A 19,004-nucleotide genomic window follows, 5' to 3' on the forward strand; every position below is an offset into this window, starting at 1 on the left:
TATGATGTAGACGCACTGTTTAGATATAGTAAGTGTGATTATAGGATTAGCTATTTGTCTGCTGAAGAGAATACGATATATAGTGAGGCATCCGGTGATAAACAGAATTTGTTTTTGTCATTGGCAGGAACATGTAACTTTCAAATAGTGAAAGGACTTCATGTAGGTGTGGGAGTACAACCAACCTATTATATATGGGAAACAAGAACATTTGATATTCCTGTATTGGCTAAAATTGGCTATGATTTTGGGCCTGCTGAACTTGCCTTTTCTTATAAACAAGGACTTGTGAAAAATAATAAGATTTCGGCTTTTAAAGATAGCCGTTTCTCAAACTGGCAATTCTCTGTTTATATTCCTTTGTCAAAGTGTCTGCTAAAAAAATAACCTGAACTTGAGTTTACCTGTAAAGGTGGAGTGGAGTAAAGATGAAGAAATTACTTCATTCCACCTTATTATTTTTCAAGTATCACTGTTTCCTTATAGCCAATGCCCTGTTTTCTGCCGCTTCCATGATTTCCCGCTCTCCGGGTCCCTTGTCATTAATGCCGCAAAGGTGGAGGATTCCATGAATGATGGTACGGTGTAATTCCTCGTCATAAGTCGTATTGAATTGTTCTGAGTTAGTCTTTACCGTTTCCAGGCTAATAAATAAATCTCCAGAAAGACGGTCACCTTGACAATAGTCGAAGGTGATGATGTCTGTATAGTAATCGTGTTGTAAGTACTGGCGGTTTACTTCCAGTATTTTTTCATCCGAACAGAATATATAGGCGATTTCACCGATCCTTTTCCCATAAGTGGCAGCTACAGCTTTGATCCATTCGGTAGTCTCGCGTTTCTTGATATCAGGCATTTTGATACCCTCTGTTTGATAAGTTACGGCCATATTATTTGATTTTTTATAATGATCGGAATACGCAGTTTTTGGGGAGAATTACCGTGCTTCCGATGTACTTTAAAAAAAGTGTTTCCTTCTTTCAAAGACAAAGATAAGAATTAAAATTGAGGATAAGCGTAAATCGCAGTAATAAGGCTGATGAATTATACTGTTCCGTTACTTCCTTTGGGTTGGTAGTAGGATTTAAGATCGTTTTCAAAGAACTTATTTGCCTGGTTTTCAGACACTATTTGCTTGCAAATATAACCAAATCTTCGGAAAGTAGAAGCGGTATAGAGGAAAAATCGTGAAATGTTGAATTGGGTAGGTTGTCCGATCGGAGTATCATTGGACAGAAAGAATACTATCTTTTGAGACCGTAATTATTTTGTTTTTTATATATTTGCAAATGACAATTATCCAAGTCAGATATTACTATTTACATGCAATACTATGACAGAGTTTAGATACAGTGTTTGCGAACCACTTAATCCGAAAGTGATAGAAAAAGGAATGATAGCCCCTGACTGCGTTATTGGGTTGTTCAATGATTTTCAGTGGGGCTATTATCTGAAGCAGATAGAAGTCGCTGAAACGAGGAAGATGGACATTTATTTTTCCCCCTCGCTGGAAGTGGAGAATAAAGCGAATAAAAACGGGCTTACGATCTCGGCTGTCGGTGATCCCGAAGATCCCGAATTTTATATCTTTTACAAACGTCCTATAAGCGTGGTGAAGAAGCAGTTTTTTCGTCAACCACAAACGGTCGTGGAGGATTATGTCAGTGAGATCACTGGTCAAACAAAAGAGGATGTTATTGAATGTCTGAATGCCCTTATCAAAAACGATCTGGAGTTCCTAAGGAGAAGAATCGCATAAGGAGTAACACCCGGGGGAAGATGAGATGGGAAGCCTTTGGGGTAAGCAAAATTCGCAAGCTAAGAGCAATTTTGGGAATATATTGTTCAGCGGTACTGACCAAGTAGTTTTTTGTACCGCCCGAAGATGAAATATAAATCGTTTAAGAAGAATAACTGAATCAATGAAAATAGTAATAAAGGAAAAAGTAATACCGTATATTTTGATTTCCCTATTCAGCTTCATAGGACTTTCGGCGTATGGTTACAAGGCAGAGGAACAAGGCGGTAAAAAAGCAGTCGTTTGGTCAATATCCAAAATTGATACGATGCAAAAGAACGTACAAAGTAACGATGGGCAGAATCCTAATATACAAAACATCGAATATCTCAAAAAATTGTTCCGGCAAAAGGCTGTCGACGAAATATCCGAAAATATAGTTTATCCGTTGAAGAGGATATCTCCTATACCAAGTGTTGAGAATGCAGTGGAATTGAAAGAAAGATTCGATTCAATCTTCGATGAAGATTTAATCCGTATCATTACGAGTTCGAATCTTGATCAATGGTCGGAAATGGGATGGAGAGGAATAATGTTCGACGATGGCATACTTTGGATGGATTACGACGGAAAAATTACAGCTGTGAATTATCAAAGCAAATATGAGAAAAAGCTTGCCAAGAAACTTACCTCCAAAGTAAAAGGTGGCCTATCCCCAGGTTTGCGACATGACTTCAAGGGGGAAGTATATAAATTTAAGACAAAAAACTATCTTATAAGGATAGATGAACTGAAAAAGGGCACGTACCGGTATGCCTGTTGGAAGAAAGAGAACTCGGAATCGACCAAGCCGGATTTAGTCTTGGAAAACGGAAAAATAGAATTTAGTGGAAGTGGAGGAAATCACGTGATTACATTTAAAAATAATATCTATGAATACAAGGTGTTCCGTAATAAAATAGCCGTGTCGGGGATTGCAGACATCACTCTTGTTGTAGAGAAAAATGGCAAAGAAATACTCTCGGAAGATGGGAAATTGGAAGACGATATCATTTAAACTGATTAGCGGTACGAGGATTTTATGTTTAGTTCTAAGCACACATATAATTTGAATTTCACCATTTCTTTTCTTGTACGCCAAACGCCGGGGATTGTTTCTACCTTATGAGTGGCAACTGATGGAGCAGGTTCCTCAGTTTGATTGCCGTTCGGGGCATCGGCTCCGCTATGGTGAGTCCTACCAAATCATATCCGGAAGCAATATTATTGATTACTCTTACCACTTCATTTATTTTCATCCCGTCCGATTCGACACCTACACCGGCAATGATCTCTGCCGGATCTAAAACATTTAAATCTAAGTGAATGACTACTTTAGATACTCCGGTGCTTTTCAATCATCCCAGTACTGCCGAACTGTCGTTACGGACTTCTGCCGGAGATAGCCCTTGGATACCTAATTCTTGTTGATGTTCTTTCATTCCTGCATCCCAAGAACGTAGACCTACCACGAGAGTATTAGATGCTTTGACTTTTCCCGGGAAAAGGCTTATAATCTCTTTATCACCCATTCCTAAGCAAGCAGTCAATGCCATGGCATGATATCCTTGGTATTCATCATAGGGGAGGGTTACATCGGGATGTACATCTATCCAGACAATGGCCAAATCATCAGGATATTTCTCGGCCAGGTAGGTAAATGGGACAACACTTACCGAGCATTCGCCACCGAGTGTAATTATCTTATCTGGATTGTTTTCCTGTAAAGAATGGAGTGCTGATCGGGTCTGTTCCAATGTAACCCGGTACGAACAAATGCCGTTTTCTGTCGCCCGGTCATTTATGTCCATAGAAACTGGCACTTCAATTGTACGGTGAGTGCTTTCAGGTGCCAACATGCTTAGAAACTGTGCTCTCCAATAATAGCCTCTTGAGGCATTTTCTGCCGGAATATCCGGCATTCAGTGAGCTATCACTTCCCCTTACCACTGGGGATAGATAAGACGGATGGTAGTGGTTTTCTTTTCCATAATCATAATTTGTCCGGTTAATATATTCGACTCTTTTTAAAAGAAGAATAAATAACTGATTAGAATTGCTGCAATGATTCCGGCAAAATCGGCAATCAGTCCGCACGTCACCGCATTACGTGTTTTCGTGATGCCTACGCTGCCGAAGTAAACAGCCAGAATATAGAAAGTGGTATCGGAAGCTCCGCGAACCACACAGCTCACGCGACCGACAAATGAATCGGGTCCGAATTGCTTCATGGTATCGATCATCAAGCCATTGGCACCGCTTCCACTGAGTGATTTCATTAAGGCAGTCGGCAGTGCACCTACAAAACCGGTGTCAAGTCCACAGAATGCCACAATGGAGCCGATACCTCCAACGAGTATATCCATAGCCCCCGAAGTACGGAAAACCGCGATTCCAACGAGGAATGCCACCAGGTAAGGAATGATGCGGACTGCTGTGGTGAAGCCTTCTTTGGCACCTTCTACAAAAGAATCGTATACGTTGATTTTTTTTCGAATGCCTGTGCCGATAAATAATATGATGACAGAAAACAGGATCACATTGGCTGTCAAGGTTGAATAAATTCCCATATCTTCGCGTGAAAGCGTAGCTGTCAGGTAAATGATTCCGCCAAAGAAAAGGCTCAGGCAACCCATAAGTGTCAATATCGCTTTGTTTATCAGATTGATGCGCTGGGAAATACTGACAGCGATGACTCCTACCAGTGTGGAGATAAAGGTACTTAGCAAGATGGGGATGAAAATATCCGTTGGCTGTGCAGCTCCCATCTGTGCCCGGTAGACCATAATGCTGATAGGGATGATGATCAATCCGGAAGTATTAATCACCAGGAACATAATCATGGGGTTACTGGCGGTGTCTTTTTTAGGGTTCAGTTCCTGTAACTCTTTCATGGCTTTCAGTCCCATGGGGGTAGCGGCATTGTCGAGTCCCAGCATATTGGCAGACATATTCATAAAAATAGAACCCATGACCGGATGTCCTTTCGGAATGTCCGGAAACAAGCGGCAGAAGACCGGACTCAGCCAGCGTGAAAGGGCATTGATCAGTCCGCTGTTTTCACCGATTTTCATTATTCCGAGCCAAAGGGACAAGACACCGGTGAGTCCGAGGGAAATCTCGAATGCTGTTTTAGAAGAGTCGAAAGTAGAATTGATAATCTCCGTGAATATTTGGGTATCGCCGAAGAACAGGAGTTTGCAGACGGCAACTACGAAAGCAATCACAAAGAACGCAATCCAGATATAATTTAGAACCATAAATATGCCCGTTAATTTTCCTACAAAATTAAGAATATGTTTCTATTCATTGTGGCTTTTTTGCCTATTTTTGTCAGGATGTAACTTTATAAACTCAATTGTCTCGATGAAATCGATAGAAATTCAAAAAGAACTGGAGACTTATGTTGATCCGGTGAAGCGGGAATATCTTCCCGGATTCTTTAAAACCGGAAAAGGGCAGTATGGCGAAGGTGACAAGTTTCTTGGGGTAGTAGTGCCCAATACTCGTATTGTGGCTAAAAGGCATAAGGACATCCCTTTTGAGGTAATGGCCGAATTGCTTCAGTCGGAGTGGCACGAATGCCGGTTGTGTGCATTGCTGATGATGGTGGAACGGTTTAAAAAGTCCGACGAGAAAGAGCGGGAGGCTATCTATCGTTTCTATCTGTCTCAAACGGAACGTATTAACAACTGGGATTTGGTAGACCTGTCGGCTCCTTATATTGTAGGCGAATATCTGAGAGATAAATCACGTGACGATCTTTATCGGCTGGCTGAGAGTAATCTGCTGTGGGAGCAGCGCATCGCGGTAGTGGCTACTGTTACTTTGATCAGAAATAACGATTTCACCGATATTCTTCGTCTGGCAGAGTTGTTGTTGCAGCATAAGCACGACCTGATGCAGAAGGCTATAGGCTGGATGCTCCGTGAGATGGGAAAGAAGGACCGGGACTTGCTGTTGCAATTCTTGGATAAATACAGGATGGTGATGCCACGAACTATGTTGCGTTATTCGATAGAAAAACTGACGGAAGCCGAACGAAAATATTACATGAAGCGTTAATTGGGGTATTGCAGGATTGGCTACAGGGATCCGGGGAACCGAGAGATTTAATCTCTTGCTTATAGGGATGTCATCCTCTGTGAACTCTGTGTCCTCTGTGGTGAACTTCTCGTTTCAAAGGAAAAACTCTGTGAAACGCTGTGCTACTCTGTGATGAAATCTATATCTTTGCTACCTATTTATAAAAAAGAAATGGAAGAAGATTTTAATATACGGGATCATCAACTGACCAGCAGAGAACGGGATTTCGAGAACGCCCTCCGTCCATTGAGCTTTGAAGACTTCAACGGGCAGGACAAGGTGGTCGATAATCTCCGCATTTTTGTCAAGGCGGCTCGCTTGAGGGGTGAAGCGCTGGATCATGTATTGCTGCATGGACCTCCCGGATTGGGGAAGACTACTTTATCGAATATTATCGCTAACGAGTTGGGTGTGGGATTTAAGATAACTTCCGGACCGGTACTCGACAAACCGGGTGATCTGGCCGGGGTGCTGACCAGTCTTGAACCGAATGACGTGTTGTTTATCGACGAGATTCACCGTCTTTCACCGGTAGTGGAAGAATATCTCTATTCGGCCATGGAAGACTATCGTATCGATATCATGATCGATAAGGGGCCCTCGGCCCGTAGTATCCAGATTGATCTGAGCCCGTTTACACTGGTGGGGGCAACAACTCGCAGCGGTTTGCTGACGGCTCCTTTGCGTGCCCGTTTCGGTATCAATCTGCATTTGGAGTATTATGACGACGATATATTAAGTGGCATTATCCGCCGTTCGGCAGGTATACTCGACGTGCCTTGTTCGTCTCAGGCAGCCGGTGAGATAGCTTCAAGGAGTCGTGGAACCCCTCGTATAGCCAATGCGCTGCTGCGCAGGGTGCGCGACTTTGCACAGGTGAAAGGTTCCGGGTCTATCGACACGGAGATTGCTAACTATGCGCTTGAAGCACTGAACATCGATAAATACGGACTGGATGAAATTGATAATAAGATTCTCTGCACCATTATTGACAAGTTTAAGGGTGGCCCGGTGGGATTGACAACGATTGCCACTGCCCTGGGTGAGGATGCCGGAACGATTGAGGAAGTATACGAACCATTCCTTATCAAGGAGGGGTTCCTGAAGCGTACTCCCCGGGGACGTGAGGTGACGGAACTGGCTTACAAACATCTTGGGCGCAGCCTTTACGATAGTCAGAAGACACTGTTTAATGATTAGATACACAAAAACAACATGGCCGGATTAAAGTCATTGGTAAAAGATACAGCCCTGTATGGGCTGAGTAGTATGGTTGGTAGGTTTCTGAACTATCTGTTGGTGCCGTTACATACAGCGGTCTTACCTGCCGCATCCGGCGGATATGGGGTTGTCACCAACGTATATGCCTGGGCGGGGTTGATTATGGTACTGTTGACGTTCGGGATGGAGACCGGTTTTTTCCGTTTTGCCAATAAGTCGGAAGAAGATCCGGCAAAAGTATATGCCAATTCACTGATCTCGGTAGGAGGTATTTCACTTATCTTTGCCGTCCTTTGTCTGACATTCCTTCAGCCTGTTTCTAATTTTCTGGACTATGGCGATCATCCTGACTTCATCGGGATGATGATAGTGGTCATGGCGCTCGATTCTTTCCTGTGCATCCCGTTCGCTTATCTGCGTTATAAAAAGCGTCCCATTAAATTTGTTGCCATTAAGTTCATTTCCATCATTGCCAATATCGTTCTGAACCTGTTCTTCCTGTTGCTTTGCCCGTGGTTGCATGTGCATTTTCCCGCATCGGTGGATTGGTTCTATAATCCGACCTATCTGGTAGGGTACATCTTTGTCACCAATCTGATAACGACCTGTTTGCAACTTCTTTGCCTGATTCCCGAGCTTCGTGGCTTTGCCTATCGGGTGGACAAGGCACTGTTGAAGCGGATGCTTGTCTATTCTTTTCCGATATTGATTTTTGGCCTGGTGGGCATTTTGAACCAGACGGTGGATAAGATTATCTATCCTTTCCTCTTTACCGATCGTCAGGAAGGGTTGGTGCAACTTGGCATTTACGGTGCTGCCACCAAGATTGCCATGGTGATGGCTATGTTCACTCAAGCTTTTCGTTATGCCTATGAGCCGTTTGTGTTTGGTAAGCAAAGAGAAGGAGACAATCGCCGGATGTATGCCCAGGCGATGAAGTATTTCCTTATTTTTGCGCTGCTTGCCTTTCTGGCAGTCATGTTCTATCTCGATATTTTGCGTTATATGGTGCCGCCCGACTATTGGGCTGGACTTAGTGTGGTAGCCATCGTGATTGGCGCGGAAATATTCAAAGGCATCTATTTTAACCTCTCGTTCTGGTATAAGCTGATCGATGAAACTCGTTGGGGAGCTTATTTCTCCATGGTCGGATGTGCTATTATCGTCGGAATGAATGTACTGCTGGTTCCCACTTACGGATTCGTGGCCTCGGCATGGGCTTCGGTAGCCGGATATGGGGTAATTACGGTTCTGTCTTATTGGATCGGACAGAAAAAATACCCCATCCATTATGACTTGAAGCACCTCGGTATGTATGTGTTGCTTACAGCAGTGCTCTATGCGGCAGGAGAGCTGATACCTATTCAAAATGTGGTACTTCGCCTGGCTTTCCGTACCGTTTTGTTACTGATATTTGTGGCTTATGTTATCCGGACGGATTTGCCATTGAGCCAGATTCCTGTGATTAACCGATTTATTAAGAAGAAATAGTTATGAAGGCAGACAATCGAAACATTTTTGCCGTTAAGGCATTTCTCAGAGAATATCTGGACCTGAGAAAGGACAAAGACAACGAACTGGCAACGGTTGATTCCATCCGGAAAGGTGTGGAGTTCAAAGGGGCTAACCTCTGGATTCTGATTTTTGCTATCTTCATGGCCTCACTCGGACTGAATGTCAATTCGACGGCCGTCATTATTGGTGCCATGTTGATTTCACCGTTGATGGGACCAATCATGGGAGTGGGGCTATCGGTAGGGCTGAACGACTTTGAGTTGATGAAACGCTCTCTGAAAAGCTTCCTGATTACTACGGCGTTCAGCGTGACGACGGCTACTATTTTTTTCCTGTTTACTCCCATTGCCGAAGCGCAGTCGGAGTTGCTGGCACGCACGTCACCGACAATTTATGACGTTTTCATCGCACTTTTCGGTGGACTTGCCGGAGTGGTTGCCCTTTCTACCAAAGAGAAAGGAAATGTAATTCCGGGTGTTGCCATTGCTACTGCATTGATGCCGCCTCTCTGTACGGCAGGTTATGGGTTGGCTTCCGGCAATCTGATCTATTTTCTGGGAGCATTCTACCTCTATTTCATCAATTCCGTATTTATCAGTCTTGCCACGTTTATCGGTGTACGGCTGATGCACTTCCAGCGAAAAGAGTTTGTAGACAAGAACCGTGAAAAGAAGGTACGTCAATATATCGTATTTATCGTGATTCTGACTATGTGTCCGGCTATTTATCTTACGATGGGAATTATCCGGAGTACCTTTTTCGAGACGGCGGCCAATCGTTTTGTCTCCGAACAACTCAACTTTGATAATACCCAGGTTCTGAATAAGAAGATCCATTACGAAGGAGATTCATGCGAGATCCGTGTCGTGCTGATCGGTCCGGAAGTGCCGGAAGCTTCCATCGCCATTGCCCGCAGCAAGATGAAAGACTATAAACTGGAAAATACGAAGCTGATTGTTTTGCAGGGAATGAACAATAACGATGCGATGGACCTCTCGTCAATTCGTGCCATGGTAATGGAAGATTTCTATAAGAATAGCGAGCAACGTTTGCAGGAACAACAAGTCAAGATAACCACACTCCAGAAGAGCCTTGAACGATATAAGTCTTACGATGAAATGAGCCGGAAAATCATTCCGGAACTGAAAGTACTTTATCCTTCGGTGACGGCTTTATCTATTTCGCATACGATTGAGACGACGGTCGATTCGATGAAAACAGATACAATTGCACTTGCCGTGCTGAAGTTTACCCGCCATCCGAAGAACGATGAAAAGGAGAAAATCAGTGCGTGGCTTCAGGCGCGGGTAGGAGCCAAGAAACTCCGGTTGATTGTTGAAGAATGACGGGAAGCATATGGCGGGAGAGAAGAAGATGAATAAACATGATTAATATAAATGAATAGAAACAAAGTAATTAACTCTTTCTGTAGCAGAAAGAGATGGGGGGAAGTTCTGTGTCTGGTTTTGCTTTTTCTCTACCCGGCTTCATTGCATGCCGATGAAGGTATGTGGATGCTGGGCAATCTGAATAAAGAAACCCGTAAAGCGATGAAAGAACTGGGATTGCAGATGCCTGCCGACCGGCTTTACAGTACGAAGCGTCCGTCGCTGAAAGACGCTGTGGTCAGTTTCGGAGGATTCTGCTCGGGAGTAGTCGTTTCCGAGGATGGCCTGGTATTTACCAATCATCACTGCGGGTTCAGCAGCATACAACAACATAGTTCGGTTGACCACGATTATCTGAAAGACGGGTTCGTGGCGCATAGCCGGGAAGAAGAGTTGCCCAATCCCGAGTTGTATGTCCGCTTCCTGCTACGTACAGAAGACGTTACCCGCCGGGTCCTGAAAGCTACAACACCCGGTATGACCGAAGCTGAACGAGGTTTAGCCATCGATTCGATGATGATATTAATAGAGGATGAAGTCTCGAAAAAAGACTCCACATTGGTTGGCATTGTAGATGCTTATTACGGAGGCAATGAGTTTTGGCTTTCCGTTTACCGCGATTTCAACGATGTGCGTCTGGTGTTTGCGCCACCGTCCTCTATCGGTAAGTTCGGATGGGACACGGACAACTGGATGTGGCCCCGTCATACAGGCGATTTCTGTGTCTTTCGCATTTATGCCGATCAGGAGAACCGCCCTGCGGACTATTCGCCCGATAACGTGCCCTATCACCCCGAATATGTAGCTCCGATTACGTTGGATGGATATAAAGAAGGTTCGTTTTGCATGACGTTGGGCTATCCCGGCAGTACAGAACGTTATCTTTCTTCGTTTGGTATCGAGGAAATGATGAACGGGATGAATCAGGCTATGATCGACGTCCGCGGAGTGAAACAGGCCATTTGGAAACGTGAGATGGACCGGAGAGATTCTATCCGTATCAAATATGCGTCGAAATATGACGAAAGTTCCAATTACTGGAAAAACAGTATCGGGACCAATAAAGCCATACGTAAACTAAAGGTGCTGGATAAGAAGCGTCAGGCGGAAGACGCGCTCCGAAAGTGGATTCAGAAGACTCCGTCAGAACGGGAGAAGTTGCTGCACCTGATGTCGTCGCTCGAACTGAACTACAAGGATCGTAAAGAGGTGAACCGGGCGATGGCCTATTTCGGAGAGTCGTTTATTAACGGTCCTGAATTGGTGCAATTTGCGCTGACCATCCTGAACTTCGACTTCGAAGCGGAACAGAAGCAGGTGGTGGCTCAGCTCCAGAAGTTGCTCGATAAATATGCAAACTATGATGTGACCATTGATAAAGAAGTGTTTGTAGCCATGTTGAAGGAGTATCGGAGCAAAGTGGACCAGGCATATCTGCCCGATCTTTACCAAACCATAGATACGCTTTACGGAGGCAATGAGCAGATGTATGTTGATTCATTGTATGCTCATTCTGAGATCACTTCTCCACGCGGCTTGAAGCGTTTCCTGGAACGCGATACTACTTTCCATATGGTTGATGACCCTGCAGTTTCGCTCGGCATTGATCTGATTGTGAAATTTTTCGATATGCGTAGTCAGATGGCTGAGGCTTCTGATAATATAGAAAAGGACGAACGCGAGTTTAATGCCGCCATGAGAAGGATGTATGCCGACCGCAATTTCTATCCGGATGCCAACTCGACAATGCGGCTGAGTTTCGGTACCATAGGCAGCTATTCACCTTACGACGGTGCCGACTATGACTATTATACCACGGTAAAGGGAATTTTCGAGAAGGTAAAGGAGCACAGTGGTGACCCCGACTTTGCTGTACAGCCGGAGGTCCTGTCCCTGCTGGCATCAGGTGATTTCGGACGTTATGCCGACGAAAAGGGAGATATGAATGTATGTTTCATCTCAAACAATGACATTACGGGTGGCAATTCCGGCAGTGCCATGTTCAACGGCAACGGTGAATTGCTGGGGTTGGCATTCGACGGGAATTGGGAAGCGATGAGTAGCGATATCGTTTTCGAACCCGAAGTACAACGCTGTATCGGGGTCGATGTACGATATATGCTCTTCATTATCGAAAAGTTCGGAAAAGCAAGCCAGCTGATACAAGAACTGAAAATAGAAGACCGAAAGAAGTAAGCCCTTACCCTAACGTCTCAGTATGATTACGATTACTGCTGAGATTATGAGCAGAATGCCGATTCCGATGCTTCGCGTAAAGGGTTCGCCGAACATAAAGATACCTACACAAACAGCTGTTACCGGCTCCATGGCTCCAAGTACGGAAGTGAGCGTGGAGCCGATGCTTTTTACGGCCTGTACTAATGCCAGGTTAGAGATTACGGTTGGAATCAATGCCAGCAGCAGCAGATTTCCTCCCGTATGCCAGTCGGGAATGGCTTGAATACCCGTGGTCGCGCCTATCCCCACCAGCAGGAAAAGCGTACCGAACAGAAAAACATAGAAAGTAAGCCTTAGCCCTTTCATCTGTCCGATCTTGAGTTGACTCACCGTAACCAGGTAAAGCGCATATCCCAAAGCCGACAGGAGAACGATGAACAATCCGATGGCAGTAATTCCACCGGAACTGTCGCCGTAAGAAAGGCAGGAGACACCGACTACGGCAAGAGCGATGGCGAAGAAGCGCCAGGCTGACTTCTTTTCGCGGAAAAAGATCATCATAATCAGCGTGGTCAGTACCGGATACATGAAATGGATGGTAGTGGCTACCCCGCTTGCCATGAATTTATATCCCCAGAACAAGAAGACTGCGGACATCAGATAGAGGAAGGCAAGTAGCGACAGCGAAGGGATTTCTTTGCGGCTGATACGGAAAGACTGTTTGTCGAGCAACAGGATACATCCCAAAGCTAAGCAGGCGAACAGGAACCGATAAAACAGGATGGATTCGAAGTGCATTCCCTCACGCATGGCAGGGATGGTGAAAAGAGGAATCAGCCCGAAGGAGGCCGATGAAAGCAGACCGTAAAGGAAACCATTAAATTTGTTCATACCCGAAAACTATTACCTGTTTTTTTAATTCATGCAAAGGTAGTGTTTTTGGGGACAATATAAATAAGGGAACCTTGACTTAATCTTTTCTTATCATTTTGACTTTTTGCTTTTCTGACCCTTCCAGAATCGTTTATTTCGGACTTCTCTCCGGTTGGTGTGAAAAAACGTCCGGAATTTGCATTAGGTTCGCAATGTGCTGTCTTTGATTCGCTTGATCTGCTTTCTATTTTTAGAGAATGTCGGATGATTGCAAATAAATAGTTACTTAATTTCCTTGTTTGAACTCTTTTTGATAGTTTTCGGTTGCTGCTCTATTGAAATGAACCAGCTTGTGAACAGAAGCTTTTTCGGAAAAAGTGGGAATGAAGAAGGTCTCTTCCTCCGATGGAGTAAGCATTTGCTCCGGATGGAGTAACCTTTCGGGGGAAATGCAGGTTGCATTTCGTCCGGAAGCCTGCTCTTCGGAGTGAGAAAGCCCGGCTCTTCACCCCGCTCAGACCGTTGCTAAGTGAAGTGAAGAGCCGGGCTTTCATCCGGCTTCTCTCCGAAAGAGAAATTTTATAAGAAAGGGAAGTAAGCAGGAAACGGCTAATCAGGTCTTTTTGAAAGTTGACAGGCCGTTCTTCCTATCTTTTTGTCCTTAGCTCTTCTTGGGTTTTCTTCTTGCCCATCCCTCTTCGCTGAAGTCGGGTTCGGCATCTTTAAAGAACTGCTTCCATTCATCTTTACCTTTGGGACCACGTGCTGCGGAATATCCGCGTTCCTCGCGGCTGGGCTTTTGGGCTTTCCGGGTGTCCGCCTGTTTTCCGTCTTTACCGGCTCTGCCTTTATCCTTGCGGTCGGCCGATGCGGCTGTATTTCTTCTTTTGCCGCCCTGGTCACTGCCTTCATTCCGTTTTCCGAGTCCTCTGCGTTCTGTAGGTGCCTCTTCTCCGGCAACCTCTACCGTAACCTTGCGTCCGTTCCAGTTTGTCCGGTTCAATGCTTTTACTACGTTCTGCGCTTGTTTCTCTTCTACTTCGAAGAACGAGAAGTTCTTCATCAGGTCGATACGTCCCAGTTCCACTCTTCCACGGGTGTTATTGTTGAGCAGGGTAATCAGTTCATGGGGGAAGAAGTTATCCATCTTACCCAGGTTGATGAAAAGTCGGGTGAAGCCCGGTTCAGCCTGGCGGCCACTCTTGCCGTCACGGCTTTTTACGGCACGTTCGCTGCGGCTGTCTGTCGGCACCTCTATTTCTTCACGATTGCGATAATAATCCACGAACCGGTTGAACTCGTGCGATACCATGCGCTTGATAAGGTCCTCCTTGCTCAGCCATTCCAGTTTACGATAAATTTCGGGCATGAAGTCGTTAATGTCTTCCTCGTTTACCTTTACTTTTTCAAGGTCATCGATCACTTTAAGAAGCTGTTTCTCGCAAATCTGTTTGCCGGTAGGCATTTCGCCGGCAATGAACTTCTTGCCGATGATACGCTCTATTTCGCGCATTTTTCCCTTTTCACGCAGGTTGATAATCGCAATCGATGTACCTGTCTTACCGGCACGTCCGGTACGTCCGCTGCGGTGTGTGTAGCTTTCCGTATCATCCGGCAACCCGTAGTTGATGACGTGTGTCAGGTCGTCTACGTCCAGTCCGCGTGCGGCAACGTCTGTGGCTACCAGTATCTGGAGGTTGCGAATACGGAACTTCTGCATCACCGTGTCACGCTGTGCCTGCGAAAGTTCTCCGTGCAGTGAATCGGCGTTATAGCCTTCCTGCATCAGTTTATCGGCAATCTCCTGGGTCTCTTTACGGGTACGGCAGAAGACGATACCGTAAATCTGCGGATAATAGTCTACGATGCGTTTCAGTGCAGCATATTTATCTTTTGCGTGTACGGTATATACCACATGCTTCACATTGCTTGTACTTTCGTTTTTGCGTCCGATGGTAATCTCTTTTGCATCGTGAAGGTAGTTCTTCGAAATACGGGCTATTTCGGGGCTCATCGTAGCCGAGAAAAGCAGTGTGTTGCGTTCCTGCGGAACATCGGCCAGAATAGCGTTTATACTCTCCGTAAAGCCCATGTTAAGCATTTCGTCCGCTTCGTCCATTACCACGTTGGTGACAGTGGCAAGCGATACTGTTTTGCGTTCCATCAGGTCGAGCAGACGTCCCGGTGTGGCAACAATGATGTGCACACCCCGTTTCAGGCTGCGTATTTGGCTGTCGATGGACGAACCACCGTATACGGGCAATACTTTCAGCCCGTCAATGTATTTGGAGTAATCGTTCAGATCGCCCGCTATCTGGAGGCAAAGCTCACGTGTAGGGCATAGAACGAGTGATTGGGGGATTCTGTTTTTTACGTTAATTTTTTGGATGAGGGGCAAGCCAAACGCTGCGGTCTTACCCGTTCCTGTCTGTGCAAGAGCTACTACATCATTGTTCTCTCCTAAAAGGTATGGAATCACTTCCTCCTGTACCGGCATGGGATTCTCGTATCCCATCTCTTCAATAGCTTTACGTATCTCCGGAGAAACGCCAAGCTCTTCAAATGTCTTCATTAAATCTCTGTATATCTTTATATTCGGGTGCAAAGATACGGATTAATTGTGAATTACGAATGATAACAATAAATAATGATGGACAAAAAATGCGTTATTCCAGCAAGATGTTGCGTAGTCTGTGTGTGTCCTCGGGCTGCAGACCGATTGCTTTCTGCAGATAAGTGGATACATCACCGTATTTGCGCTCTATCTCGTCTTTGGCTGCATTAAGGAAATCTTCTTTTGCCGAGAAAAGAGTGGTAATGGCCTCCTGCGAGTTGGCGGGCAGGTTATAAGCGTACTTGGACGCTTTGGGGATATTAAAGTAATCGTTGCTCAGACGGTAATCTTCCATAATGATATCCGCATTAACATCTAAAGCAGCCAGTATCAGGGCAGATACGATGCCGGTCCGTCCTTTTCCCGACGAGCAGTGAATCACTACCGGATAGCTGTTTTTGTCGAGCAGGATATCGAATATTTCCTTGTATTCCTTCTGGTATTTTACCACCAGTTCGCGGTTCATCCCTTCCACCATGTGGTAAATGGTATCCGTCTTGATCTTCTCTTGTTGTATGCCGTGCAGGATATGTTCCATATCACCCGTACTGATAGGGATATGCACCACATTGAATCCTTTTTGCAAAGGAGGCGTATTATGGAGTTCGCTTTCGGAGCGCAGGTCCAGAATGGTTTTGATGCCCAGATTCTGTAGTTTTCTGAAGGCAAAGCAATTCAGGCTGTCTATCTGTGCCGAACGGTAGAGCTTGCCCCAGCGTACGTGCTTTCCTGTAGCGGATTTATATCCTCCCAAGTCGCGGAAGTTCTGTATACCGGGCATATTTACATTGCGGGGAGCCACTTTTACACGGTATTTGTCATTGAATACCATTGTATAATAGGAGCGTTTGGAAGGATCGTTGGTCACAATCGTTATCCGTGCGTCGGAGATGTTAGCCATGGCGACGGGATTGTCTTCGGGTATGAACTCCGGGTTGTCGGATGCATATACTTTCACCTGCCCCTTGATGAGAGGGGTTGTTTCCCATTTAAGAATACAGTTTCCTATATTATTCTCTTCGCAAACCACCGAAATGTTAGGAGACATATCTGTGCACGAAGGCAGAATAAGTAAAATAGTTAGTAAATTGAACAGGTTTTTGTACATAGTTCGTATTTGTCTGAGAGCACTATTTGCAAAGATATGGATTCTTGTTACATGGTATAATTACTTTGCTATAATTAGACAACGTTAATAGTAATTAGCTACGGGCTACACGCTACGGGTAATTATGCCGGATGATGCACATTTACTTGTTGCTTGTAGCTCGTAACTGACAAGCATTAACGGTAGTTTGCCGCAAACTCCTCCGATACGGAGTTGCTGAAACTCTTGCAGACTTCTGCGGAGAAATCCTGACCGCATTGTATCACCTTATCCCAGGTCTCCTCACTCAGGTTTTGCAAGTCGCGGTAACGGACGTCATATTTTAACATGCCGTAGATCAGGCCGGCATTGAAGTTGTCTCCTGCACCGATGGTACTGACTGCTTGCAACGGGGTGACAGGATACTCTTTCGATATTGTGTTGGTACGCAGCGAGATTTTCTCTGCTCCGGCTGTACAAAGGAATAGCGGACAATAAAACTTGATTTTATCCTTGTAGATCTTCTCTGCGTCTTTGATTCCGTACATGTAATAGAAGTCTTCCAGAGATCCCCTTACGATGTCGGCATATTCCAGATTCTCGATAATGGTTGGAGCTAACTTCATAGCCTCGTTCTTATGTGAAGAACGGAAATTGGGATCATAATATACAATCGCTTTTTTCTCTCTCGCTATGTCCAGCAGTTCCAGAATCTTGTCGCGTAAAACCGGATTCAGGGCATAATATGAACCGATGACAATGATATCATCTTCGTTGATGGGAGGGAACAAAACGTCCAGCCGCTGTTTGGGATAGTCTTTATAGAAGATGTATTCCGCGTCGCTGTGTTCGTTCAGGAAAGCCAGGGATACGGGCGATTTGCCATCCGGGAACACATTGACGTGATCCGTCGGGATATGATTGTCACGCATGAATTGCAAGATGATGTTTCCAACATGGTCGTTGCCCGTTTCGCTGATGAAACATACATTGACTCCCATGCGTCCTAAAGAAACGATGCCGTTGAAAACAGAGCCTCCGGGAACGGCTGCCGAAGGCTGGTCGTTCCGGAAGATGATATCGAGTATAGTCTCTCCGATGCCGATTACTTTACGCATAGTTTTCTTGATTTTTCACCCAGATAACCACCGTGATGGCGTTTGGAGTATTCTTCGATAGTGAATTCAGTCCTTTTCATTGTTTGTACCACGAGGATATCGCCGATGACGGTCATTACCGTAGTCGAGGTAGTAGGGGTCATGCCCAGTGTACAAACCTCGGCAGGGTGGCCTGTACTCAGGCATACATCTGATTCGCTGGCAAGCGGACTGTCGGGGTTTCCGGTGATAACGATGAATTTAAGGCCCGGATTCAGGTTGTGGGCCAACTGCGTTAACTCTACGATTTCACGGGTTTTGCCCGAGTTTGAAATCAACAGCAACAGGTCGTTCTCTTGCAGGATGCCCAGATCGCCATGTTGCGCTTCGCTGGGATGCAGGAAGACAGAGGGAATACCGGTCGAACAAAACGTAGTGGCGATGTTCATCGCTATTTGTCCGGCTTTACCCATGCCGGAAGTTACAAGTTTGCCTTTTTTTCTGTGTATTTGTTCCACAATCAACTCAACCGCCTTTTCGTAGGCATTGGTCACGGGAATATTCAGCACGGCTTGTGCTTCCTTTTGCAGGAGTTCTTGAATCGATTCAATCATTATATCTTAGTTGTTAATTCATTAAATGTGTTTGCTACTTCATAATAGGAGGACAGCGGATGGCGGGCAAATCCTCTTGCCTGTAATTCGCTGAGTACGGCAAGCAACGGGCTATAAAAACCATTTGCGTTGTAGAAGATCACTTTCTTCTGGTGATAACCGATGGAAGCGGCTGCCATGACATGAAATACTTCATCCAGCGTGCCGATACCGCCGGGGAGAGCCACCAATACATCCGACTGTTGCAGGATGATATCCTTGCGGTCACTCAGATTGTGTGTGCGGATCATTTCATCGAGATATGTACTCACTTTGCCGTTCTCTTCAAGTTTGGAGGGTACTACACCGATGACACGTCCCCCGCTTTCTTTGACTGCCTTTGCCACACATTCCATGAGTCCGAGGTTGGCACCACCGTAGATAAGTGTCTTGCCGTTTCTTCCCATCCATTCGCCAATCTGATGGGCTGCATCGAAGAATGTCGGGTCGATGCTGTCGGACGCGGAACAGAAAATTCCTATCTTTTCCATAAGGGTTATTGATGTTATAGCTTA

At 45.3% G+C, this 19,004-nt stretch carries 16 protein-coding genes and 1 pseudogene; 8 read left to right on the forward strand and 9 right to left on the reverse strand.

Translation table 11 applies throughout. The features are described from left to right. The first annotated feature begins 54 nt into the window (after window positions 1–54). The gene (locus tag R3O62_RS05240; protein ID WP_234168558.1) at window positions 55–387 is read left to right on the forward strand and encodes a hypothetical protein; all 333 of its coding nucleotides are present in this window, start codon (window positions 55–57) and stop codon (window positions 385–387) included. Between the two features lie 82 nt (window positions 388–469). Here the strand turns inward: R3O62_RS05240 and ybeY are convergent, their stop codons facing one another. Continuing rightward, window positions 470–889, reverse strand: coding sequence for an rRNA maturation RNase YbeY (gene ybeY, locus R3O62_RS05245; protein WP_032530751.1), 420 nt, complete (start codon window positions 887–889; stop codon window positions 470–472). 444 nt (window positions 890–1,333) lie between these two features. Between ybeY and R3O62_RS05250 the strand changes: the two genes are divergently transcribed. Both R3O62_RS05250 and R3O62_RS05255 read left to right on the forward strand, forming a co-directional pair. Then, window positions 1,334–1,759 carry a hypothetical protein gene (locus R3O62_RS05250; protein WP_032530750.1) on the forward strand — a complete coding sequence of 142 codons (426 nt, stop codon included), beginning with the start codon at window positions 1,334–1,336 and terminating at the stop codon, window positions 1,757–1,759. Between the two features lie 163 nt (window positions 1,760–1,922). Then, window positions 1,923–2,795 (forward strand): hypothetical protein, encoded by an 873-nt coding sequence (locus tag R3O62_RS05255; RefSeq protein ID WP_032530749.1) that lies wholly within the window; start codon window positions 1,923–1,925, stop codon window positions 2,793–2,795. A 100-nt stretch (window positions 2,796–2,895) separates the two neighbouring features. On the opposite strand, the pseudogene R3O62_RS05260 reads toward R3O62_RS05255, so the two are convergent. Together R3O62_RS05260 and R3O62_RS05265 are read right to left on the reverse strand one after the other, a co-directional pair. Then, window positions 2,896–3,714: pseudogene (locus tag R3O62_RS05260) on the reverse strand (arginase family protein). Between the two features lie 90 nt (window positions 3,715–3,804). After that, window positions 3,805–5,037: a nucleoside recognition domain-containing protein gene (locus R3O62_RS05265; protein WP_005812336.1), complete on the reverse strand. Its 1,233-nt coding sequence runs from the start codon at window positions 5,035–5,037 to the stop codon at window positions 3,805–3,807. 106 nt (window positions 5,038–5,143) lie between these two features. Between R3O62_RS05265 and R3O62_RS05270 the strand changes: the two genes are divergently transcribed. From R3O62_RS05270 to R3O62_RS05290, 5 genes are all read left to right on the forward strand, one after another. Further along, complete coding sequence (locus R3O62_RS05270) at window positions 5,144–5,842, forward strand: DNA alkylation repair protein (protein WP_005812333.1); 699 nt, start codon at window positions 5,144–5,146, stop codon at window positions 5,840–5,842. Window positions 5,843–6,034: 192 nt separating this feature from the next. Next, a complete protein-coding gene (ruvB, locus tag R3O62_RS05275; RefSeq protein WP_005779612.1) occupies window positions 6,035–7,063 on the forward strand; it encodes a Holliday junction branch migration DNA helicase RuvB in 1,029 nt (342 codons plus the stop codon). A 15-nt stretch (window positions 7,064–7,078) separates the two neighbouring features. Beyond that, a complete protein-coding gene (locus R3O62_RS05280) occupies window positions 7,079–8,575 on the forward strand; it encodes an oligosaccharide flippase family protein (protein WP_044299575.1) in 1,497 nt (498 codons plus the stop codon). Window positions 8,576–8,577: 2 nt separating this feature from the next. Continuing rightward, window positions 8,578–9,945 (forward strand): TIGR00341 family protein, encoded by a 1,368-nt coding sequence (locus R3O62_RS05285; RefSeq protein ID WP_005779608.1) that lies wholly within the window; start codon window positions 8,578–8,580, stop codon window positions 9,943–9,945. Window positions 9,946–9,996: 51 nt separating this feature from the next. After that, complete coding sequence (locus tag R3O62_RS05290; protein ID WP_317472459.1) at window positions 9,997–12,183, forward strand: S46 family peptidase; 2,187 nt, start codon at window positions 9,997–9,999, stop codon at window positions 12,181–12,183. Window positions 12,184–12,192: 9 nt separating this feature from the next. Here R3O62_RS05290 and R3O62_RS05295 read toward each other — a convergent pair whose 3' ends face one another. The 6 genes from R3O62_RS05295 to R3O62_RS05320 form a co-directional block, all read right to left on the reverse strand. Continuing rightward, the gene (locus R3O62_RS05295; RefSeq protein ID WP_005779605.1) at window positions 12,193–13,056 is read right to left on the reverse strand and encodes a DMT family transporter; all 864 of its coding nucleotides are present in this window, start codon (window positions 13,054–13,056) and stop codon (window positions 12,193–12,195) included. A gap of 643 nt (window positions 13,057–13,699) precedes the next feature. Further along, the gene (locus R3O62_RS05300) at window positions 13,700–15,610 is read right to left on the reverse strand and encodes a DEAD/DEAH box helicase (protein WP_250718222.1); all 1,911 of its coding nucleotides are present in this window, start codon (window positions 15,608–15,610) and stop codon (window positions 13,700–13,702) included. Window positions 15,611–15,704: 94 nt separating this feature from the next. Next, window positions 15,705–16,760, reverse strand: coding sequence for a tyrosine-protein phosphatase (locus R3O62_RS05305; RefSeq protein ID WP_005779599.1), 1,056 nt, complete (start codon window positions 16,758–16,760; stop codon window positions 15,705–15,707). Window positions 16,761–16,936: 176 nt separating this feature from the next. Continuing rightward, on the reverse strand, window positions 16,937–17,857 hold the full coding sequence (locus tag R3O62_RS05310) for a carbohydrate kinase family protein (protein WP_005779597.1): 921 nt from the start codon (window positions 17,855–17,857) through the stop codon (window positions 16,937–16,939). Further along, window positions 17,845–18,450: an SIS domain-containing protein gene (locus tag R3O62_RS05315; RefSeq protein ID WP_005779596.1), complete on the reverse strand. Its 606-nt coding sequence runs from the start codon at window positions 18,448–18,450 to the stop codon at window positions 17,845–17,847. Before R3O62_RS05315 ends, R3O62_RS05310 begins: the two co-directional genes overlap by 13 nt. Further along, entirely contained in the window at window positions 18,450–18,980 is a 531-nt protein-coding gene (locus R3O62_RS05320) for a TIGR00730 family Rossman fold protein (protein ID WP_005812321.1), read from the reverse strand. Before R3O62_RS05320 ends, R3O62_RS05315 begins: the two co-directional genes overlap by 1 nt. Window positions 18,981–19,004 lie beyond the last annotated feature (24 nt).

The organism is Bacteroides hominis (genome assembly GCF_033042785.2).
In the GTDB taxonomy this organism is placed as follows: domain Bacteria; phylum Bacteroidota; class Bacteroidia; order Bacteroidales; family Bacteroidaceae; genus Bacteroides; species Bacteroides hominis.